Source organism: Parabacteroides sp. D25 (assembly GCF_000307475.1).
Taxonomy (GTDB): domain Bacteria; phylum Bacteroidota; class Bacteroidia; order Bacteroidales; family Tannerellaceae; genus Parabacteroides; species Parabacteroides distasonis.
Map to the genome: position 1 here is coordinate 96088 of NZ_JH976502.1, position 21423 is coordinate 117510.

The window sequence follows — 21423 nt, forward strand, 5'->3', positions numbered from 1 at the left end:
AAACGATGAGACATAATAAGAAATTCAATCATTTAGGTCGTACAAATACTCACCGTGACGCAATGCTTTCGAATATGGCTTGTTCTTTGATCAAGCATAAGAGAATCTTTACTACGACAGCAAAGGCAAAAGCGCTACGTAAGTATGTAGAACCACTTATCACGAAGTCTAAGGAGGATACAACTCACTCTAGACGTGTGGTATTTAGCAATTTGCAAGACAAATTTGCTGTAACAGAGTTGTTCAAGGAAATTGCTCAGAAGATCGGTGATCGTCCGGGTGGTTATACCAGAATTATCAAGACTGGTAACCGTTTAGGTGACAACGCAGCTATGTGCTTTATTGAGTTAGTAGACTATAACGAAAATATGTTGAAGGATACAGCCGCTAAGAAAGCTCCTAAAACAAGACGTTCTCGTAAAAAAGCAACAGCATCGGTTGCAGAAGCTCCTACAGCTGAAGCAGCTAGCGAGGAAAAAGCAGCTGAATAAGCAAGTTTTTTATAATCATATAAGAAAAGCGATTCGTACACACGGATCGCTTTTTTTGTTGAGGTATAGTGCAAATATAGCAGTGTAAAGAAATATGAAGTTTATAATTGTTTTTATTGTATGCTTTGAAGAGCCTCCTGCGCTACCTTATTAGAAGGATCGATCTCTAAGACCTTATTCCAGTATATTTTTGAATTGTCCAGATCTTTTTGAGGTAATAGAAATAGCCCAGATAACAATAGTATTCGGCTAGTTTCACTGCTTTTGAGAGATTCTCTAAAGATGGTTCATATTGCTGAGTCGCATTTAATAAGCGGTCTTGGTATAAATAATCTTGCCAAATGAACTTTCCATTAGGCGTGTTGAAAAATCCAGAGGTTTGTTGTATGCCATTATCATAATCTTTCGTCTCGAAAGCGTTGTACAAATTCAGACGTTGCGGTAAGAAATTATCCGGTTCAGTGGAAAGCCCTTTTGCGATGACTTCTCCATCCTCTTGATCAAAAGAGTATCCGGTATGGTGATTATCATCAATATGATCTTCACAAGAAGAGCACAGGCAAGCTTTATATTCCGGAGGGACAGATGCGGTATCCGCATAAATGAACTCCCCTTTGCCAAACAGCAGGAATAAATCTAGAAGAGTCAATAGTGGTAAGTACCTTTTTCATCTTAGTATGAGTATATTCTTTCATAAACAACAAAAGCTTTTTTTGAAAGGTTTAGGCAAATAGTAAAAATCATCTATTAAAAGATTGAAAAACTCGATAGGCTTCCGCAAACATTCCTTGCTTGGCTATTGTTATATTTGTGAAAAAGAAAAGTAAGACATCATTGAACAACTAATAAAACAAATATAGTAATATGGAAATTGTAAAAGTAGTAGGTAGAGAGATACTTGATTCACGTGGTAACCCGACAGTAGAAGTAGACGTACATTTGGCTTCCGGCGCATTCGGTCGTGCGGCTGTACCTTCTGGCGCCTCTACCGGTGAGAACGAGGCTATCGAGTTACGCGATGGCGATAAGAATCGCTACGGTGGCAAAGGCGTTCTCCGTGCCGTGGATAATGTAAATAAGGTAATCGCTCCCGCCATTTTAGGAATGAGCGCCTTGAATCAAAGAGAGATAGACCATAAGTTGCTGGATTTGGATGGTACAAAGACAAAATCAAATCTAGGAGCTAACGCTATGTTAGGTGTATCGCTTGCCGTAGCGAAGGCAGCGGCTAATTATCTGGATCTGCCTTTATATCGTTATATCGGTGGAACAAATACCTACGTGTTGCCGGTTCCTATGATGAACATTATCAATGGAGGTTCTCACTCCGACGCTCCGATCGCTTTTCAGGAATTCATGATTCGTCCGGTAGGTGCGAAGAGTTTCCGTGAGGGGCTTCGTATGGGCGCAGAGGTTTTCCATGCGTTGAAGAAAGTATTGCACGATCGTGGCTTGAGCACGGCTGTAGGTGATGAGGGCGGTTTCGCTCCGGCATTGGATGGTACGGAAGATGCCTTGAATTCTATTATGGCCGCTATCAAAGCCGCTGGATATGAGCCGGGCAAGGATGTGACGATAGCCATGGATTGCGCTGCTTCCGAGTTTTATCACGATGGTGTTTATGATTATACGGAATTCGAGGGTGAGAAAGGCGCTAAGCGTAACGCCCAGCAACAAGTCGCTTATCTGAGTGAGTTGGTGAACAAATACCCGATTGATTCTATCGAGGATGGTATGGACGAGAATGACTGGGCCGGTTGGCAAATGCTAACCTCCACGCTAGGCGGAAAATGCCAGTTGGTAGGTGATGACCTATTCGTTACAAACGTAGAGTTCTTGAAGAAAGGTATCGAGAAGGGTTGCGCGAACTCCATCTTGATCAAGGTAAACCAGATCGGTACATTGAGCGAGACATTAGACGCTATCGAGATGGCCCACCGTAATGGCTATACATCCGTGACTTCCCACCGTTCCGGTGAGACAGAGGATGCTACGATCGCCGATATCGCCGTAGCTACCAACAGCGGACAAATCAAGACCGGCTCCTTAAGCCGTTCCGATCGTATGGCGAAATACAACCAGTTGCTTCGTATCGAGGAGGAATTGGGTTCCTTGGCTGTTTATGGTTATAAGACTTATAAGAAGTAATTTTCATTATTTGCTTGAGAAATGGGGGAGTTCACCTATCAAGGTGGACTCCCTTTTTCTTTTTAGTGGAAAAAACGAAGCAAACCTACTAATCAATAGCCAGCCTGCTCCAAACATTTAATGATTATAAATCTATTGCCCTAAATAAGAGAGTGAATGTTGTATCTCTTCTCTAGAGACCGAGAAGTTCCTGTTCCCGGCCAATTTATTTAATACGAGTGTGCCTATGTTTTCTGCGCTTTCCTTATCCGGGAACGCAATTACCGTATCAATAGAGGGAATGGTGGGTTGGTAAATCAACACCTTTCCGTTCATCCTAATCTGGTACCCCCAGCCATCCCCCGATTGAAATGTTTGCAACTCCAGTTGCCGCCCGGGAGAAGACCCCATTTCTTCACCCCGGAAAAAAGATAAATAAAACAGTAATACCGGCAGTACCACTAGGCCCGGTACGAACCAAGCCCGTCCTTTCTTAGTATTCATCATCGTCATATTCATTCGGGTGAAATTCCCAAATATCATCAAATTGAGTGGTACCACTTTTGCCGGATACTACGAATCCTTTCTCGCCAGAGGAGAAAGATGCTGTCGCCGTACGGGCAGTTCCCTTGAATTTAGCTACGTTTTCCCATAGATCGGTGGCCGGATAATATTTCCAAGTGTCGCTACGTAGGCTTCCGCTCTCACCGCAAGTCAGATAAGCGGCTCCATCAATCACGAAAGCAACCCCGTTCGTACGTGTGATCGTATAATCATCGTCATAATCCTCGTCCGAGGAATCCGATATATCCCTAAGTTGGGTCCATGATTCCGTGCTGGGATCGAATTTCCAGAAATCGTCTACATATTCGCCGTTATTTTGTCCGCAACATACATAAGCGATTCCATTTATCACGAAGCTGGTAGCGCCCTGACGCTTTGTCCCGCCGATACTGATCGTTTGCGTCCAGCTATTTGCCACCGGATTAAAGGCATAAAAGTCTTTTAGGTAATTCCCGTCGTATCCGCATCCGATATACGCTTTACCGTTTACCCCGAAGGCCACGGCTCCATATCGGCCCGAGCCGGGGAAATCCGCTTTCTGTGCCCACGTATTGGTGGTCGGGTTAAATTCCCAGAAGTCGTTCAAGTAATTGGTACCGTCGTATCCGGTTCCCAGATATCCCTTTTCATCTACCGCCATAGCTACGGCCGAATTGCGGGCGGTTCCGGGAAAGTCCGCCTTTTGCGTCCAAGTATCTCGTTCCATATCATATTCCCAACAATCCGATAAACGATTTTTTCCGTCGTTTCCGCAAATCAGATATCCTTTGTTACCGATCGTGAAAGAGGAGGCGTAATTTCGCGCCAATCCGTCCATGTCAGAGACACGGTACCACTTACCGATCAAATCATCGTCATCGTCATCACTGCAAGCGCTGATGATGACAGGAAGAAAAGCGATCAAGAATACAAGAATCCTTTTGTGTATCATTCTAACTACGTATTTTGTTTTTATGGAAGCAAAAGAACGAGGGTTTTACGAGACCCACAAATTAAATCGGTAAACATACGGTTTTTATCGGTGAATAAGCCGGATTGATAGGTTAGGGCCTCGAATGGTTTTGAAATCGGTTTCATCTTCAGTATCGGGCCGTTTACAGAGGAAACCGGTGGGTTCATGGGTTTATCTTGCCGGGTTTTGCACTAAATACGTTCTTTGCCATCGGATTGATAAAAGATTATTCGCTTATTAAATAAGAAGTATGGTTAGAACATTCTTTGCTTTGGGGGGCTTGATGCTCTGTCTGGGACTGTTTTCCTGTTATGACGAGAACGGTACGTATGGCAGCGATCTGGTGGACTCCGCTTTCCGTAACGTTCGTATAGATACCAGCACGGTCGTAGTGACCTCGGTATTGATCGACTCGTTGGAGACATCTGGTAAGAACGTCGCTTTGGTAGGCCGGTACAAACATTCATTATGGGGAGTCGTCTCGTCGCATAGCTTTATCGCTTATGAAAGACCTAGCTATGGGACTGATCCGGACGAGACGGTCGTACTGGACTCGCTAGTCCTGTCTCTCGCTTTCGACGGTCGCTTTGTAGGAGACACGACCCTCCAACAAACCCTCTCGATTTATCAGCTAACGGAGAAGATCGTCTTAAACGATAACGGGTATTTATATAATAATAGCAGTGTCTCTTACGCTCCCGAGGCTTTGGCGGTCTGCTCATTTAAACCGAAGCCGAAGGGGGGGGAGAAACTGGAAGTCCGTCTTCCCGATGCGCTAGGGCAAGACCTCTTGTCCCGTTTTCATGCGCAGGATCAAGCGGTGTCCGAGGAGCGCTTTGAGGATTATTTCAAAGGGGTGGCGATCGTGCCGGACTTGGCAGGAAGCGAGTCTCTGCTGACTTTCACGGTAGCCGATTCCTCCGCCGCTTTAGTCCTGCATTATCATTTGTCCGATGAGCTTTCCACAGAGAAGGAATTATGGTTCTTCCCGAATACGGATACCCAGTTCAATCATATTGACCATGACCGTAGTGGAACGGATATGGCAGGATATCCGATGAAAGGAGTGGAGATACCTTCGGCCGAGCTTGGTAACCGGGGCGTATTATTCGGAGGCTTGGGTTGGTATACCCGTCTGGAATTCCCGTATTTGAATAATCTGATGCAACAAGGCACGCAAGTGGAGATTGAGAGCGCTTTACTTAAGATTTATCCCGAGCAAGGCACTTATTCGGATTACAATACCTTGCCGGACAGCCTCTACCTATATATCGCCGATGAGAATAATGTGGTGACGGATGCCGTGACCGATTATCTCGGTTCCGAGGTTCAACGAGGTACGCTATCGGAAGACAATACGTTTAACGAGAACACCTATTATTATTTCGACGTGACTCAATTCATGCAAGAGGAGCTAGGTGCCTTTGGCATGTATAAGCATAATCTTCAGTTGGTTTTTAATAGTGATGATTACACCGGCACGTTCAAGAACTTGACGTTTAACGATCAGGGAGGACGTAACCCGGTCACCCTACAACTCATTTATAAGGTCTATGAAAGTTACTAGATACCTTCTTTACCCTTGCCTCTTGATGGCGGCAAGCGCATCCGCGCAGAATACGATGACTTCCTCGCCTTACTCGATGTTTGGACTGGGTGAGATGGCTTCCGGTTTATATGGTCAAAATACCTCGATGGCGGGTGTCACTGTCGGCATGCGGGAAGGGATGCTGATGAATATAGAGAATCCTGCCGGATTGACAGCGTTGGATAGTTGTAAGTTGTTCGCTGAGGCATCTGCCTTCGTGAAGAATGAACGATACCGCTCAGACGGGAGCTCTAGCAGCGCATTCACCGGGAATTTCTCCGCTTTCTCATTGGGAGGGCGTATCATGCGACGGTGGTATATGTCCGTCGGGGTAACTCCTTATAGTTTCGTTGGGTATTATTTTAAGTCCTCGCAAGAGTTGGAAGGATCTCCCGGAACCTTTGTAACCAGTACGTTTTCGGGGACAGGCGGGCTTTCCAAGGCTTTCCTTTCCCAGGGATTTTTATTGACCAAGCATCTATCAGTCGGTATGAATCTTAATTTTATCTTCGGAAATATGACACTGAATGAGATACAAAGTGCGATGACAGTGTCAAGGGAGATGTCCGGCCGCTCTTTTTACGCCGATTTCGGTTTACAATATCATCGTCCGATCGCCCGGGAAACCTTTCTAACGGTCGGCGCCATTTACGGTTATAAGCAACGGATCTCATTGAAAAATACGGTGACGGTGACGGGAAGCAACACGGAAACCCCCTATAACCAGAAAAGGGTGACACAATATCTACCTCAATATATAGGCATCGGTAGCTCATTGGCGCATAAAAAATGGACGTATGCGTTGGACTATCTATTCCGGCAATACGGGGTATTGAACTCGAGCGATAGCCGGGTAAAGTTCCGGGATTCGCATGAGCTACGCTTGGGCGTATGCTATTTCCCGAATGGATTTAGCTCCAGCAGTTATTGGAAACGGATGTCTTATAAAGCGGGTGTTTCTGTTTCCACGCCTTACCTGCGGTTGAAAGGACAATCCGGCGGGGCGTATCGGGTAAGCGTTGGCTTGGGATTACCCGTCCTGAATGGCCGTATCAATACGGCGTTTTATTACGATCGTCTCCAATTGCAAGGGAATGCGTTGCGAAGAGATATCATGGGCTTTACGGTGACCTATACATTAAGCGAGAAGTTCTACCAAGTGAAGCTTTAGTTTTCTGCCTATGAAACTAAAGTTTCTTCACTAGGAAACAAAAGTTTTGTCACGGAGAAACAAAAGTTTCTTCCGCATGAAACTCTTGGTTACTCTTGGAGAGCCAGATTATTCATCAAGGCGGGCAGGTACGAATCGCTGATAGGGATCAGTTCCTCCCCGATACGTATCCGCTTGCGCTCGATATAATTAATGTGGGAGAGGGATACGATGTAAGAACGATGTACCCGGCAAAAACGATTCCTGTCCAGAAACTCCTCGAACCGCTTCAAGCTGACTTGCGTGAGCAGGGGCTTGCCATTGATACGGTGTACCTTTACATAATCGCCGTATCCCTCGAGGAAAAGGATCTCTTCCCGGCGAAGGCGAATGATCTTGCTGCCCTCCCGGACGAAGATGGGGCGTTCTGTTTGCTCCTTGCTCAGCACTTGGTGGACATCGGCCAAAGCCTTGTCCAGTTTCTCGAGATATCCCATGAGCGTGTTCAGGGTCGAGGCGTCTCCGTCGAAAGTGATACATTTCAGCATAGTGTTTTTACCTTTATTTGTTGTACCGCGAAATAACAGGAAAGTTCGGTAAAGAAAGGTTAAGCGCCGATTAGTGGTATAATCGGGTCGGTGAATCGCCTTACGGGAGGGGGTGAAAAGACATTATTCCTCTTCCCTCAGAATCCATTTCTTGAAGATCGGGGTCTTGGTCTTGCTGATGATGATACGTTCGGGAACCGGCAAGGTGAGGTTGACGGACAGGCGGCTCCCGAACCAAAGATCTATATCCTTGATGGCGTTGCGTGAAATGATGAATTGACGGTTGGCCCGGAAGAAAAGCCTCTCGTCCAGTTGCTCTCCCAACGCGTCGAGGGTACGGTCTACGGGATGTTGCTTCCCGTCGGAGGTATAGGCGGTAACCTTCTCGTTGGCCGTATAGAAATAAAGGATCTCCTCAACCGCCAACGGATAGAATTTATCGGCCAGCATGATCAACAGGCTCTTGATCGTGTGGCGACTCTGGATCGTACGGTTCGTTTGCCGGATATGCGCCAGCCTTTCCTCGGTATCGAACAGCCGTAATTTATTCAAGGCCCTTTCCAGCGAGGCCAGCGTGACAGGCTTCAGTAGATAATCGATACTGCTTACTTGAAAAGCCTGTAACGCATACTCATCGTAGGCGGTCGTGAAGACTACTGGGGCATCTATCTCCACCTGCTCGAATATCTTGAACGCCGATCCGTCCGCTAAATGGATATCCATGAAGATGATATCCGGATGAGGCGATGTCCGGAAGAAATCCACGCTCTCCTCGATACTCTCCAACTCGGCGATCACTTCGATCTGAGTAACCGTATTTTGCGCCAGAATCGCCTTTAGGCTATTAACGGCGGTAGTCTCATCTTCTATAATAACTGCTTTCATGAGTGAATGGGTTTATTAAGTAAAGGAAGCGTGACCTTGAAATATTCCTTGCGGTTGGAGATCTGGATGTCCTTTCCGGTAAGCATCCGGTAGCGCCCCCATAGGTTCTTCAATCCGATACCGCTACCTTTGCTATCTTCCGACTTAGGATGTATTTTATTGGATATGATTAGTTTGTCCTCATGGGTGGTATAGATATCGATCTGTAGCGGGTATTGCTTGCTGATAACGTTGTGCTTTACGGCGTTCTCGATCAAGGGGAGTACGCTCAATATCGGCAGATACCAAAGCAAGTAAGGGGTATCCGCTTGGATGGAGAAGAATAGCTTTCCCTCGTAGCGCACGCTCAGCAGATAGGTGTACGCTTTTACGAATTGAAGTTCTTCCGCCAGCGTAACCAGCTCTTTCTTGTTGCTTTGCAAGATATACCGGAAGACGTTGGATAGCTCATCCAGATAAGCCAGCGTCTGTTGTTTCTCTCCGCTCTGTATCAAGGCGTTCAATCCATTTAAGGAGTTGAAAAAGAAATGTGGGTTGATTTGTCCCATCAAGGCGTTATAGGAATTCTGTAACTTCTCGGTCTTCAATTGCTCATATTCCAGTTTCATTTGCTGCTTGCTGCCCAGCAGCCGGATCAGTATGGAGCTTAGCATGACCGTGAGGAAGACGAAAAGATGCTCCGTCATGAAAGAGTTAGGGACCGTGAAAGGATTGGGCGGTACCGGTATGTCCCGATGCTCGGCAGGCCTGATGGTTTGCGTAGCCATCCTGTCCCGGTTGATGCGGATCATGATATCCCGGGTAGCTGGCTGAGGTCCGTCTTCTCCCAGCCATTCTACAACAATGGCCGTGTACAAAACCGGCGACAGATGAAACATGCCGTAGGCGATGCTGATACAAGTTACGCAAACCACCAATACCCTTTTATACTCTTTCCTGCGGAAAAGCTTGTCCCCGAACTTATACATCAAGCTGTTGACAATAAATAAGATGAAGGAGAACACGAAGAACCAGATTAGCAAATAATACATGGTGCGATCCGGAGGCTGGATACCCATGTTCGGGTTTCCGGTCTCGAACTCATATTTACGCATCAGAAGGGCGAAGTTCACGAAAATACTAAGCAAGACGGATATCGTGAAGCCGATCAATAAGTCGTTTCTTTTTAATTGTAACATAGATAAACCCTTTGTCTGCTTACAAAGATAGGGCTTCCTTATCCGAGCGGGAAAAGGAATCGACGAAACGGATAAAAATATCGGTGAATCGCCCGGGCTTCCGAAAATAATGTACCTTTGCTGGAAATTAGGATCTCTGTTGCTATGACGAAATGGTTTGTCTACATATTTCTGGCCGGTGTCTGCCTGTTGCTTTCCTGTGGCGGTAAATCCGTACGGGAGAAATTTGCGGAAGCGGACCGGTTGGTAAACGAGAATAACTTAGATAGTGCCGCTTGGCTGCTGGAGGAGCAAATAACGCTTTCCGCTCTTTCGGATAGCGATAAGGCAGAGTATGGACGGAGGCTCGCTTGGCTTCATCTCTTGCAGGGGCGCAGCTTGGTGAACGACTCGCTCATCGACTACTCCGTGGATTATTATAAGGAGCATGCCTCGGAGCCTTTACTTTCCGCTTATTTCGTAAAGGCTATTTATATGGGTGATTCCCGGAAGGGGTTGGAACAAAGACGTGCTTTGTACCGAGAGGCGATAGATTCCGCTTATTCCCGTTCGGATTCGACCTACCTTGTACGTTTTTATGACCGATTGACTTCCTTGAGCTTTGGTGAGGGGTTGTATCGGGAAACGATCGCAGACTCGAAGGAATGGGAAGCCTCGCCAAAAGCTGGATTTAAGGAGATGGCCTATTATATGGCCGGGTTGAGTTATAGCCGCTTGCGAATGAGGGACTCGGCGGATTATTATCTTCGTTTGGCTGCGGACTCGGCCTTGGCTAAGAATATCGAATGGTATGCCCATCATTTTGCCCGTAATTATGCGGATTTCTTGTATGATTTTAATCCCAAGGCTTCTATCAGCTATTTACGTTTGTTGGAAGAACGATATCCGGAGCGAGAGACCCCGGGATCCTATGTTATGCCTTGGATCAATCTAGGGGAATTGGATTCTGCCCGGAAGTATATCGAGAAGAATACGTTAGGCTTGGAACTTAGTCACAGTGATGATATAGCCTCGCATGCGCTGAATTATGCCTATCAATTTATATTGGGCGTAAAGGAAAATAAACCGGTGGATATTTCCCGGTTAGGGCAATATTGCGATTCTTTGTATACCGTGAAATCCCAAACGGAGAAGGCTGAGCGGGAACGATTGGTCGATCAAAATCGTTTACGCCGAGAAAATCTTCGCTTGGAGATGAGCCGGCAGCGTACGTTCTCTATCTTGGTGATCGTTTCCTTGCTTTCCATATTGGTAGCTGGTGGAGTTTCCTTATATATCCGTAACCGAAGGAATCGTTTGATTGATATGGAGGAGCGTTTGGAAGCCTTGCGTCAGCTCTTGAACGAGTCCAAGCAATCCGTAGCGGAGGAGAAACCCGATAGTGCCTTTTTCCGTAAGGTCTTGTTGCAGCAATTGGGTGTTATCCGCTTGATGGCGACTACTCCCACGCAACAAAATAAGGAATTGCTCCAGCAAATGACTCGTATCACGAACGAGGATGTCCCGGTAGATACGCTTTTGGTATGGGATGACCTGTATCCGATTATCGACGCGGTCTATGATAATTTCCATACGCATCTGGTCCGATTGTCTGACGGGCGTTTGCTGGAAAAAGAGATCCAGCTTTGTTGCTTGCTATGCGCCGGCTTCTCTACCAAGGAAATCAGTGTAGTCACCCAACAAAGCGTCCGTACGATCTATCAGCGCAAGACGGACATCCGCCATAAGCTGGGTATGGACGAGAAAGAGGATATTATCGGCTATATAAGCGCTCAAACGGCCAATATAAACTTTTCTCTCTAAGTAGCTCGGCAATGCTCTGTAAATCAGCGTATGCTGAAAAGGCTTCGCACTTTAGTTTCTAGCCTGTATAAATCGATTATAGCGGTTTCCCTCCTTACATTTGTCTCGAATCAAATTTGAATTTTATGAGAAGACAAGTATTATTTGTGGGATTGATTTGCGTTGCCTTTTTGGTAAACGCGCAAGAGGAGAAAACGATCGATTTGGATGAGGTTACCATTCAAGCCTCTTCGATTATAAGAAAGAAAGACCGTCAACTTATATTCCCCTCTAAAGACCAAGTGCGGCGCTCGATGGATGGCTTGGATTTGACAAGGCGGATGTCTTTACCTCGTCTATGGGTAGATCCGAATACGAAAAGTATCTCTATGGCGAATGGAAACGTTCAGTTGCGTATAAATGGCGTGTTGGCTTCTTCCTTGGAAGTCGCAGCCCTCTCGCCGGAGGATATCAAACGGGTGGAATATCACGATAATCCCGGCTTGCGATATGGGGAAGGAGTCGATATCGTCTTGGATTATATAACGATCAAGCGGACTTCCGGAGGAAATCTCGGCGTGGATTTAAGCCATCAATTAAACACGTTTTGGATGGCAGATTATATATATGGTAAGTATAACCGAGGACGTTCGGAATTCTCTTTATCCAGCTTTGCGAACGGACACCGGTATAAAGAGGCATGGCAAGACCGGACGGAAATCTTTCATACCCCAGATGGTACCTTCCAGCGAACACAGGAAGGAATCCCCGGGAGGGATTATGAGATGTATTGGACTACGACGGCGAATTATAACTACACGAAGGATGATGATTATTTCTTGAACGCTAAGCTGAATTTTTATTATTATGACTATCCGCATAACTATAGCAGTGCCCTTTTAAGGAATAGCGAGAGCAAGATGACGACCGATCTTATCGATAATAATAAATCCTTGAATACCCGTCCCTCGCTCGACTTGTATTATTTCCGGAAATTACCACGTAAACAATCATTGGCTGTCAATGTCGTGGGAACTTATTCGAATACCGATAGCCGTCATACCTACCGGGAAGAACTGGAAAGTATTCCTTTGACAGATATTTATACGAAAGTAGATGGAAAGCGCTATTCGGTAATCGGAGAGGGTATCTACGAGAAAGAGCTAGAGACCGGTCGTATTTCCGCCGGTTTGAAACATACGCAGGCTTATACGGACAACGTATATTCCGGTTCCGGTGATTATACGACCCATATGACGGAATCTGAATCGTATATGTATGCGCAATACGTAGGAACTTGGAAGAAGTTGGTTTATAACGTAGGTTTGGGCGCCTCCCGTAATTATCTATCGCAAGAAAACTCGGGCTCTTATAATCGGTGGTATTTCCGCCCGCAGGTAACACTTACTTATACTATCAATGAGGTATTATCCGCTCGTTATCGGTATACCCTGCGCAATGTAAACCCATCCTTGTCTGAGTTGAGTAACGTGGAGCAATGGATTGATTCCTTACAGGTTCGTAGAGGTAATCCGGGTCTATCCCCTTTCTTATATCATAACAACGCCGTGGAATTTCATGTGAATACGGCAAAGGTCAAGGCCGGCTTTACTTTCTCTTACCAATACCAGCCCCGCATAGTCATGGAAGAGACCCTGTATGACGCTAGCCGGGGACTTTTTATCCGTACCTACGATAACCAACGGAGTTTCCATCGTTTTACGCCGGAACTGTATTTGAATTATTCACCCTTCGGCGATTATCTGCGCATGAATATCTCCGGAGGCTTGAACCATTTCCAATCGAATGGAAATAGCTATTCGCATACATACACGGATCCCTTCTATGTGATCTCTTTGAATAGCGATGTGAAGAACTTTAATTTTAACCTGTTGATTTATAAGAGAAGCTATAGTTTTTCGGGTGAGACCAGTCGTGAGGCCGATCGTTTTAATAGGTTGGGTATCGGTTATAGGATCGGGAAGGTCCAGTTAAGCGCTTCTTTCTCTACCCAATTTACCTCATCCGCCCGTTACCGGAGTAAGAACCATTCAGCGATCGCTCCCTATGTGACCGATCAGCGTTTTGGTGATATTTATCCGGGCTTCGAGATTGGATTCTCTTACCACTTAGATTTCGGTCGCAAATACAAATCCGTGGATCGTAAGTTATATAATTCAGATAATGAATCGGGTATATTGAATAGTCGGAAGTAAGTTACATCTATATTGTCGATTACGTGTTCGCGGCTTTCAGTATGCAATATATCATAATTGGGTAGGATATAGTTCTCTATCATTCCTACCCGTTTCATGCGTGCGAACACCTCTTGATAAGGCTGCCCCAATTTGCGTGCGGTTCCTTCTATACAAAAGGAAGCGAACGCTAGCTCTATTTCTGTTTGCGATAGTTCGATTTGTTTATCCATTTTTCCATGTCGCTTAGGTGAATTTGCTTCAAATGTACGTAAAAAGTGGCTCATGCGATAAAATCCGTGGATGAAATTATCTATAAATGGGAATTCCGTAGAGGTAGTACTTACTTTACCGATGAAGTATATCTCCTGTGGAACTTGAAGTATATCTCTTATAGGGAAGGGAGTGGTATCTCGTGAAAATGACTTTTGATGAACCCTTGTTTTAGAGCATATCAAAATTATCTGTCAGCGATATTTATTCATGAATCGTGGGCGACTTGGATATATGATTTCTTTCAATGCCCATTCTAAGGTTCTTATAATGCCCATCGTAAGCTCCTTTGAATGGGCATTGTTAGATGCTTACGATGGGCATTGTAAGAAACGATAAACAAAAAGCCATCCGGCATTCCGCTGGATGGCTTTTCGTATGGCAATAGAATCGGAGAGATTACACTCTCTTTTCTTTGATTCTTGCTTTCTTACCGGTAAGGGCACGCAAGTAGTACAATTTAGCACGACGTACTTTACCGACTTTGTTAACCGTGATGCTTTCGATAAACGGAGATTCGATCGGGAAAATTCTCTCTACACCTACGTTCTCAGACATCTTACGAACTGTGAAACGTTTTTTGTCGCCGTGACCGGAGATACGGATAACAACACCGCGATACTGCTGGATACGCTCTTTGTTACCCTCTTTGATACGGTAAGCTACCGTGATCGTATCACCACTCTTGAATGAAGGAAGTTCCTTCTTCGTAGCGAACGCTTCTTCTGCAATCTTAATTAAATCCATTGTTTATAGCTTTTTAATTGTAATTTATAATGAAACGCAATTTAACGGGCTACATTTCCCGACAGAGATTACGTAAAGCGGGTGCAAAGTAACGAAATAAATATTTGATTCGCAATAGATAGATGCTTTTTTGCTCGCTATTTGATTAAATCTTTTATGTCTACCAAGGATTCAAACCATTGACATCCACCAGCGATTCCCGTTCCTCCTTCCACATTGCTGTAGATTCGGACAGGCTCGGCCAGACCTACATTCGTAAGTCCGCCCATGATACCTTCATTCTTGATGTTTTGTAAAGATAGCAGATATTGGTAATAGGGTTCGGACAGGGAATATAAACGAATATGGCGTTTGGTATAATATTTAGTATCGGACCTAAGTTGTTCTTTTACTTGCAACGTGTATTCCTTCCCGTCGAACAGCTCGTCGGAAAATACCCGTCCCCGCCAATTTACCATCGAGGAGCCGAAAACCTCATCCAAGATACCTTGTTGCTGCGTGAATACGGGATCTACGGAGAAGTCCAACAGGACACCAAGATGGTCGTCATCTCCCCATATCTGTAGAGAATAGTAATTTGATTTACCCGGGGTATCTTGGAAAGTGATTTGATAGATAAGCACATCGTTTTCTTCTATGTAGGAGATATTCCCATCTCCATCGACAAGGGTACCGCCGTTGCCGGTAGCTTCTTTACGGGGAATTATGCGCAGGCCTTTGATTTCGGTCTTGGAAGGAATCTTATCTTCCGCCGAGGCTGTTCCATATTCCGGGGTGGAAGCTACAATCTTTACGGTTTGTCCGGGCTGTGGAACCGTATTCGATATATAAAGCGTATCTGTTACCCATCCACCTCGATCCTCTCCGAGCCAACGAGAAGATTTCCAATAGGAATATTCTTTCCAAGGCATCTCCTCCTTGAAGATCCCGTCTATGTATAATTCCACCTTGGCGTTTCGAATCGTTACGTCCGGCTTGCTCTCTGAGTGAAACCATGTGCGGGATATGCTGGCCATTACGACTGTATCTGGCGAGAAGGCCGAGTTGATCACCATTTTTGGTGTAGTACGATATTCCTCTAGGTCAAACTTCCTGTAACAGGAGGTTAGGAGCATGCTGGATAATAAGATTGATAAATAGAATATAGGTTTCATGTTCTTTAGAATTTATAAGTATATGATATAGACGGAATGATCGGTAAGAGCGATAACGTCTCGAAATAATGGCTATAGTTTATCCAAGACCGCTTATGGATAGTTATCGGGTTCATCTGGCAATAAGCGTTATATACGCTGATATTCCAGATACCGAGATGGCCGTTCTTTTTAGGTCGATAAATATTAATCCCCAGATCTAAGCGGTGGTAAGCGGGGAGACGTACGTTATTACGCTCCGTGAAATAGTCCAAGCCTCCTTCCGGTAAGAGCGGAGGGACAGGAGTGAGGCCCAAATCCTCGTAATTCTCGAATGCCACCGTAACCCGGTTTCCGGTCATGAAAGTCCAGCTTCCTGTTAGTTCCAATTTCTCGTTGATCTTCCAGTTTGCGACGATATTCAGCTTATGGCGGTTATCGTATTTCGCGGGGAAACGTTTGCCATTATTAATCTCGTCGAACTGCCGGTCGCTCCACATTAGTCCGTATCCGATCCATCCTGTTATACGCCCCGTCTCTTTCCGGGCGATAAACTCCGCTCCATAGGCCCACCCCTTACCGGCGGCCAGTTTCTCCTCCCAACCGACGAACGAGGGTAAGAAGTTGTAACCATCTTTATAATCCAGTAGGTGATTCATCCATTTATGATAACCTTCCACCGAGAAGGAATAGTTCTTGTGCAGATTGTAATAAGCGCCAACGGATACTTGATCACTCACCAATGGTTTTAATTTCTTGCTGACCGGCATCCACATATCGGTAGGGAGACTCATATAACTTTCGCTAATCTGATGTACGTATTGATTCATCCGGGCGTATGAGGCCTTAAGGCTTAGATCCCTCGTGAGCAGGAAGCGTACGGATAAACGAGGGTCTAAGGAGACATATGTCTTCTTTTGTATATTGTATATGTTCAGGCGTAATCCGGCGTTAGCCCGGACAATGGGAGATATCGCCCAGTCATCTTCGGCGAAAACAGCCAACTCATTCGCTGAAAGGCGCTCGTCTCCGGTAGTTCGTTTGGTCGGAGACAAATTCTCGGAGGTCTTTTCCTCGATATATTCCGGGCTGAAACGATGGTAAAGATAGTCGGTACCATAACGGATATGATGTGCCAAGGTAGGAATATAGTCGAAGTTCGCATGGACTCCGAAATCATTGATACCGTTTCGGGTTGAGGTCTCGATAAACCGTGAAGAATAATCTTTGTCACCCTCGGTTCCGTAGTATTGTGAAGTCTCTTGTTTTAGTTTGGATTGATAATGGGAATAAGCCAAGGTGACGGTACCGAACATCTTGTTGTTAAACACATACGACCAGCCGGAAGATAATGCGATGTTACCCCAGCGCATCTTTCCAAAGTCCTTGTTCTCGAAAGGGGTTATATCATCACCTACGGAGAACTCAGAACTTCCTCCTTTTAGGAAATCCTGTCCGAAATAGAAATTAACGTAAGCTTGGCTCCGGTCATTGATATGGTGGTTCACTTTTAGGTTCAGATCGGTAAAAGCATAGCGTGCGCTGAATTTCTCCCCCTTCTTTTTCTGAATTTTATTGTAGATCGCCAAACCCGGTGCGGATAAGGCATCCAGCCAAGAGCGACGGAAGGAGGCGTTGAACGAAGTCCGGTCTTTAATGATCGGCCCTTCGAAATTTAAGTTACCGGAGGTCAATCCTAGCATAGCGCTACCATGGTACTCTTTCATATTGCCATCTTTAGTATGCACATCCACTACGCTGGAAAGCCTTCCCCCATAGCGGGCGGGGAAAGCGGATTTATAAAAATCCACATCTTTCAAAGCCTCGGCGTTGAAAGCGGAGAAAAGTCCTCCGAGATGATTGACCTGATACAGTTGGATTCCGTCTATCATATACAGGTTCTCGTCTCCATTCCCCCCACGGACATACATCCCGGCTAATCCTTCCGTTCCGGCTGATACGCCGGGTTGGGTTTGCAGGGCTTTGATCACATCAGCCTCACCGAATAAGGTCGGGATGGTCTTGATCATCTTCCGGGTTATTTTAATCGTTCCCATCTGAGGGGCTTGTATCGGGTTTTGTGTGTCATTACTACCGGTAACGACAACTTCGGCCAATGCCTCACCGCTTTCCAGCAGAATTTCCATCACGGTATCCCGTTCGAGCGGTTGGAATGTATGTGAGAAACGTCCGTATCCGATGTAGGAAGTCTCCAGACGGACTACCCCGACCGGTAAGGTTAGACTGAAGAAACCGTGGTTATTGGTAGCTGTGCCCCTTTGTGTGCGAGAGTCATAAACGGAGGCCCCGATTAGATATTCTGTAGTCGCTTTATCCCGTACGAATCCGCTGATGGTTACTGAGCGGGGGAGTTTCTTCAAGATGATGTGGGTACCGTTTATCTGATAAGACAGAGGGAGCTTTTGGAATAGCCGGGTAAGGCATTCCGATATGGATTGGTTATCAGATTTGAATGTAATCCGGGAAATACCTTTGAGAATAGAAGGATCGTAGGAGAATGTCATGCCTGTTTGATGCTCTATTTTTTTCATGATTTCTTGGATCGGTTCTTGTTTAGCCTCGATACTGAGAGTCGGCGCCTGTCCCCAAGCGCTTGATTGAAAGCCGAAGATAATCAAGATTATGAGTAGTATTAGCTTCATGAAGTACTTCCTTTTTTATTACGAGACAGGAAAGATAGTAAAAACCCCTATCACAATTCACGTTACTATTGCGATATTTTCTTATTTTTGGAGAGTAATAATGATAATGTTGTGATGAGACAGATTGGTATCTTGCTTTTGTGTTGTATTTCCCTTTTATCGAGTGGGGCGCAAACAGTCCCGAACCTTTATCGTGCGGTGGATCAGGAAAAGATGAATCATTGGGTTGATTCCGTGTTTGACGCTATGAGTTATGATGAACGGATCGGGCAGTTATTTATGGTTATAGCGAATCCTAAATCCGATAACCGGAATATGCAACGGCTCATGCGTTACGTGAACGATATCAAGATCGGGGGCATCTTATTCCATAAAGGGGATCCGGTGACGCAGGCGGAGGTGACCAATCGTTTGCAAAAGGCTTCCCGGATTCCGATGTTGGTCTCTTTGGATGGGGAGTGGGGACTTTCCATGCGATTAAGTGGAACCACCCGTTTCCCGAAAAACATGATGCTAGGCGCTATCGAGGACAATGCCTTGATCGAGGAATATGGAAAAGAGGTGGGACGGCAGTGCCGGGAAATGGGAATTCATATAAATTTCGCTCCGGATATGGACGTGAATAGCAATGTGGATAATCCCGTGATCGGCCTGCGTTCGTTTGGCGAGAATCCGGAGGCTGTGTCGGAGAAAGGTATTGCTTACGCAAGAGGATTGGAAAATACGGGCATCTTGTCTGTCTCCAAACATTTCCCCGGACATGGAGATACTTCCGAGGACTCGCACGAGACATTACCCGTTGTGCGCCATAACCGGGCCCGCTTGGATAGCGTGGAACTTCTTCCTTTTAAACGTTATATATATGATGGGTTCGGCGGGATAATGACGGGACATCTTTACGTTCCAGCTTTGGATAAAAGTCATAAGCCGGCTTCTTTCTCCAAGGCGGTAGTGACGGATCTATTACAGAAAGAACTCGGTTTTCAAGGTCTGTGCTTTACGGATGCTTTAGCGATGAAAGGGGCTTCCACAAAGAAAACGGATAATCCTTCGGTGAAGGCTTTGCTTGCGGGGAATGATATCTTGCTCGCTCCGGCCGCTCCAATCAATGATTTTAAGGCCGTGAAAGAGGCTATTGAAGAAGGGGTATTGGATCTGGAAGCGATCGAGGCCAAGTGCTTGAAAATATTAAGGTACAAATATATCGCTGGATTGAATGCCTATAAGCCGGTCGAAACAAAAGGCTTATCGAAACGTTTGAACTCTCCGCATGCGGCATGGATGGCGGCGAAGTTGAATTCGGAGGCTATTACCGTTTTGAAGAATGAGGATACGATCTTACCTCTTAAACAGTTGAATAAGAAAAAGATCGCGGCGCTCTCGATTGGAGACGGGGTTGGTAATGAATTCCAGAAAATGCTGGGCGAATATGATTCGATCGCTTGCTTTAGCATCGGACGGCGTTCTACGGCTGCCCAAGTCCAGCAGGTTTATAATAAATTGCAAAAATACGACGTGATCATTTGTGGCGTACATACGATTCGCATTCCCGAGAGTTTAGCGTTGAGGCAGTTGGCCGCGAAGAAAGAGTTGGTCTATGCTTTCTTTACCTTGCCATATGCTTGTAAGGAATATAAGAAGTCGATCGAGAAGGCGAAGGCGGTCGTGTTGGCTTACGAGGGCACTCCCTTAGCGCAGGAATATGCGGCCCAAGTGATATTCGGTGGTATTGCGGCGAAAGGGAAACTTCCGGTTTCGATTCCGGGATTGTATTATGCGGGTACCGGTGTTTTTACGGAGAAGACTCGTTTGGGGTATCACCAGCCGGAAGAGGTAGGAGCGAACCCGGACCGTTTGGATGTAATTGAGTCGATCGTTAAAGAGGGATTGGATGAGAAGGCTTATCCCGGATGCCAAGTGTTGGTTGCGAAGGACGGCATGATTATCTATAATAAATCGTTTGGTTATTTTGATTACGAAAGTAGGCAGCCGGTCACGGAGGCGTCAGTTTATGACTTGGCTTCGGCATCGAAGGCGGCGGGGACTTTATTGGCAGTCATGAAAGCGTATGATGAGAAGAAATTCACCTTGAACAATAAGATCTCCGATTTTATACCGGAGTTGAAAGAGTCTAATAAAAAGGATTTATCGATAAAAGAGTTACTATATCATCAATCGGGAGTGACTCCAACTATTAATTTCTATCTGGATGCTATTGATAAGGATAGTTATAAAGGCAGTTTATATAGTTCGGCGAAGAACGCCACGCACCCGGTTCGTTTTGACGCTAAAACGTATGTCCGGAATGATTTTAAATATCTTCCGGATATAGTATCAGATACACGGAAACCCGGATTTACGACTGAGGTAGCCCGTAATTTCTATGTGAGTGATTCCTTTAAAGATACGATCCTTCAAGATATCAAGAAATCCCGTTTGGGTACGAGAGGTAGGTACGTATATAGTTGCGTGAATTTCATTATGCTGAAAATGATGGTGGAAAATCTGATGAAATCTCCGATGGACCAGCTTCTTCGGGATGATTTCTACAGCGGGTTAGGGGCTTGGCATACCACTTATAATCCGTTGAAGCGAATGGATACCTTGCAAATTGTACCTACGGAACAAGATGGATTTGTCCGCCGCCAATTGCTTCGCGGATATGTACATGATGAGGCAGCCGCTTTTCAAGGGGGTGTTTCTGGAAACGCCGGATTATTTTCGAATGCGAATGATTTGGCGAAGGTGCTCCAATTGATGCTAAACCAAGGGACTTATGGCGGCGAGCGCTATCTTTCTTTGGAAACCAGCCGTTTGTTTACACAAAGCAAGAGCCCGACTTGCCGTAGAGGGTTAGGCTTTGATAAGCCGGTGATTGGTAATCCGAAAGCCTCGCCTTGTGGGGCTTTGGCTCCCGCCTCAGTCTATGGACATACAGGATTTACGGGTACTTGTTTTTGGGTAGATCCGGATAACCAGCTTATTTATATATTTTTGAGTAACCGGGTGAATCCTAGCCGGGCAAATAATAAACTGGGATCGCTTGATATACGTACTCGCATACAGGATGCGATCTATAAGGCGATTGATAGGAAAAGCCAAAAAGATTCGTAATTTTGTGACAGTTTTAACAGATAGGTATTAATT

The 21423-nt window shown here is 45.5% G+C and carries 17 protein-coding genes; 7 read left to right on the forward strand and 10 right to left on the reverse strand.

Translation table 11 applies throughout. From position 1 onward, the window contains the following. Window positions 1–5: 5 nt before the first annotated feature. Window positions 6–491 carry a 50S ribosomal protein L17 gene (gene rplQ, locus HMPREF0999_RS07315; RefSeq protein WP_005854016.1) on the forward strand — a complete coding sequence of 162 codons (486 nt, stop codon included), beginning with the start codon at window positions 6–8 and terminating at the stop codon, window positions 489–491. Between the two features lie 166 nt (window positions 492–657). Here rplQ and HMPREF0999_RS07320 read toward each other — a convergent pair whose 3' ends face one another. After that, entirely contained in the window at window positions 658–1140 is a 483-nt protein-coding gene (locus HMPREF0999_RS07320; RefSeq protein WP_009275566.1) for a hypothetical protein, read from the reverse strand. Window positions 1141–1355: 215 nt separating this feature from the next. Here HMPREF0999_RS07320 and eno point away from each other — a divergent pair, with 215 nt between their 5' ends. Then, on the forward strand, window positions 1356–2639 hold the full coding sequence (gene eno / locus HMPREF0999_RS07325) for a phosphopyruvate hydratase (RefSeq protein ID WP_009275567.1): 1284 nt from the start codon (window positions 1356–1358) through the stop codon (window positions 2637–2639). A 132-nt stretch (window positions 2640–2771) separates the two neighbouring features. On the opposite strand, the gene HMPREF0999_RS07330 is transcribed toward eno, so the two are convergent. Then, window positions 2772–3125 carry a DUF4907 domain-containing protein gene (locus HMPREF0999_RS07330; RefSeq protein ID WP_008779938.1) on the reverse strand — a complete coding sequence of 118 codons (354 nt, stop codon included), beginning with the start codon at window positions 3123–3125 and terminating at the stop codon, window positions 2772–2774. Next, on the reverse strand, window positions 3112–4113 hold the full coding sequence (locus HMPREF0999_RS07335; RefSeq protein WP_005854023.1) for a Kelch repeat-containing protein: 1002 nt from the start codon (window positions 4111–4113) through the stop codon (window positions 3112–3114). The genes HMPREF0999_RS07330 and HMPREF0999_RS07335 overlap by 14 nt, the downstream gene beginning before the upstream one ends. A 271-nt stretch (window positions 4114–4384) precedes the next feature. Between HMPREF0999_RS07335 and HMPREF0999_RS07340 the strand changes: the two genes are divergently transcribed. Next, entirely contained in the window at window positions 4385–5701 is a 1317-nt protein-coding gene (locus HMPREF0999_RS07340; protein WP_009017973.1) for a DUF4270 family protein, read from the forward strand. Next, window positions 5688–6893: a hypothetical protein gene (locus tag HMPREF0999_RS07345; RefSeq protein ID WP_009275568.1), complete on the forward strand. Its 1206-nt coding sequence runs from the start codon at window positions 5688–5690 to the stop codon at window positions 6891–6893. Before HMPREF0999_RS07340 ends, HMPREF0999_RS07345 begins: the two co-directional genes overlap by 14 nt. A gap of 89 nt (window positions 6894–6982) precedes the next feature. Here the strand turns inward: HMPREF0999_RS07345 and HMPREF0999_RS07350 are convergent, their stop codons facing one another. The 3 genes from HMPREF0999_RS07350 to HMPREF0999_RS07360 form a co-directional block, all read right to left on the reverse strand. Next, entirely contained in the window at window positions 6983–7420 is a 438-nt protein-coding gene (locus tag HMPREF0999_RS07350; protein ID WP_005854029.1) for a LytR/AlgR family response regulator transcription factor, read from the reverse strand. A 123-nt stretch (window positions 7421–7543) separates the two neighbouring features. Continuing rightward, window positions 7544–8305, reverse strand: a complete 762-nt coding sequence (locus tag HMPREF0999_RS07355; RefSeq protein WP_005854031.1) for a LytR/AlgR family response regulator transcription factor — start codon at window positions 8303–8305, stop codon at window positions 7544–7546. Beyond that, window positions 8302–9483 (reverse strand): sensor histidine kinase, encoded by a 1182-nt coding sequence (locus HMPREF0999_RS07360; protein WP_009275569.1) that lies wholly within the window; start codon window positions 9481–9483, stop codon window positions 8302–8304. The genes HMPREF0999_RS07355 and HMPREF0999_RS07360 overlap by 4 nt, the downstream gene beginning before the upstream one ends. A 117-nt stretch (window positions 9484–9600) precedes the next feature. On the opposite strand from HMPREF0999_RS07360, the gene HMPREF0999_RS07365 reads away from it, so the two are divergent. Continuing rightward, complete coding sequence (locus HMPREF0999_RS07365; RefSeq protein ID WP_226769887.1) at window positions 9601–11286, forward strand: helix-turn-helix transcriptional regulator; 1686 nt, start codon at window positions 9601–9603, stop codon at window positions 11284–11286. Window positions 11287–11411: 125 nt separating this feature from the next. Further along, complete coding sequence (locus tag HMPREF0999_RS07370) at window positions 11412–13481, forward strand: outer membrane beta-barrel protein (RefSeq protein WP_009275571.1); 2070 nt, start codon at window positions 11412–11414, stop codon at window positions 13479–13481. On the opposite strand, the gene HMPREF0999_RS21800 is transcribed toward HMPREF0999_RS07370, so the two are convergent. From HMPREF0999_RS21800 to HMPREF0999_RS07385, 4 genes are all read right to left on the reverse strand, one after another. Beyond that, a complete protein-coding gene (locus tag HMPREF0999_RS21800) occupies window positions 13388–13747 on the reverse strand; it encodes a DUF3791 domain-containing protein (protein ID WP_310592744.1) in 360 nt (119 codons plus the stop codon). The genes HMPREF0999_RS07370 and HMPREF0999_RS21800 overlap by 94 nt on opposite strands. Window positions 13748–14132: 385 nt before the next feature. Then, window positions 14133–14480, reverse strand: a complete 348-nt coding sequence (rplS, locus tag HMPREF0999_RS07375; RefSeq protein WP_005854040.1) for a 50S ribosomal protein L19 — start codon at window positions 14478–14480, stop codon at window positions 14133–14135. 137 nt (window positions 14481–14617) lie between these two features. Beyond that, a complete protein-coding gene (locus tag HMPREF0999_RS07380; RefSeq protein ID WP_009275572.1) occupies window positions 14618–15634 on the reverse strand; it encodes a DUF4249 domain-containing protein in 1017 nt (338 codons plus the stop codon). 5 nt (window positions 15635–15639) lie between these two features. After that, window positions 15640–18276 carry a TonB-dependent receptor domain-containing protein gene (locus HMPREF0999_RS07385; protein ID WP_009275573.1) on the reverse strand — a complete coding sequence of 879 codons (2637 nt, stop codon included), beginning with the start codon at window positions 18274–18276 and terminating at the stop codon, window positions 15640–15642. Window positions 18277–18390: 114 nt separating this feature from the next. Between HMPREF0999_RS07385 and HMPREF0999_RS07390 the strand changes: the two genes are divergently transcribed. Continuing rightward, the gene (locus HMPREF0999_RS07390; protein ID WP_009275574.1) at window positions 18391–21390 is read left to right on the forward strand and encodes a glycoside hydrolase family 3 N-terminal domain-containing protein; all 3000 of its coding nucleotides are present in this window, start codon (window positions 18391–18393) and stop codon (window positions 21388–21390) included. Window positions 21391–21423 lie beyond the last annotated feature (33 nt).

Bases quoted from the DNA above. Each gene is read 5' to 3' on its own strand.
- rplQ (WP_005854016.1), top strand. From the start codon at position 6: ATGAGACATAATAAGAAATTCAATCATTTAGGTCGTACAAATACTCAC.
- eno (WP_009275567.1), top strand. From the start codon at position 1,356: ATGGAAATTGTAAAAGTAGTAGGTAGAGAGATACTTGATTCACGTGGT.
- HMPREF0999_RS07330 (WP_008779938.1), bottom strand. From the start codon at position 3,125: ATGATGAATACTAAGAAAGGACGGGCTTGGTTCGTACCGGGCCTAGTG.
- HMPREF0999_RS07335 (WP_005854023.1), bottom strand. From the start codon at position 4,113: ATGATACACAAAAGGATTCTTGTATTCTTGATCGCTTTTCTTCCTGTC.
- HMPREF0999_RS07340 (WP_009017973.1), top strand. From the start codon at position 4,385: ATGGTTAGAACATTCTTTGCTTTGGGGGGCTTGATGCTCTGTCTGGGA.
- HMPREF0999_RS07345 (WP_009275568.1), top strand. From the start codon at position 5,688: ATGAAAGTTACTAGATACCTTCTTTACCCTTGCCTCTTGATGGCGGCA.
- HMPREF0999_RS07350 (WP_005854029.1), bottom strand. From the start codon at position 7,420: ATGCTGAAATGTATCACTTTCGACGGAGACGCCTCGACCCTGAACACG.
- HMPREF0999_RS07355 (WP_005854031.1), bottom strand. From the start codon at position 8,305: ATGAAAGCAGTTATTATAGAAGATGAGACTACCGCCGTTAATAGCCTA.
- HMPREF0999_RS07360 (WP_009275569.1), bottom strand. From the start codon at position 9,483: ATGTTACAATTAAAAAGAAACGACTTATTGATCGGCTTCACGATATCC.
- HMPREF0999_RS07370 (WP_009275571.1), top strand. From the start codon at position 11,412: ATGAGAAGACAAGTATTATTTGTGGGATTGATTTGCGTTGCCTTTTTG.
- HMPREF0999_RS21800 (WP_310592744.1), bottom strand. From the start codon at position 13,747: ATGAGCCACTTTTTACGTACATTTGAAGCAAATTCACCTAAGCGACAT.
- rplS (WP_005854040.1), bottom strand. From the start codon at position 14,480: ATGGATTTAATTAAGATTGCAGAAGAAGCGTTCGCTACGAAGAAGGAA.
- HMPREF0999_RS07380 (WP_009275572.1), bottom strand. From the start codon at position 15,634: ATGAAACCTATATTCTATTTATCAATCTTATTATCCAGCATGCTCCTA.
- HMPREF0999_RS07385 (WP_009275573.1), bottom strand. From the start codon at position 18,276: ATGAAGCTAATACTACTCATAATCTTGATTATCTTCGGCTTTCAATCA.
- HMPREF0999_RS07390 (WP_009275574.1), top strand. From the start codon at position 18,391: ATGAGACAGATTGGTATCTTGCTTTTGTGTTGTATTTCCCTTTTATCG.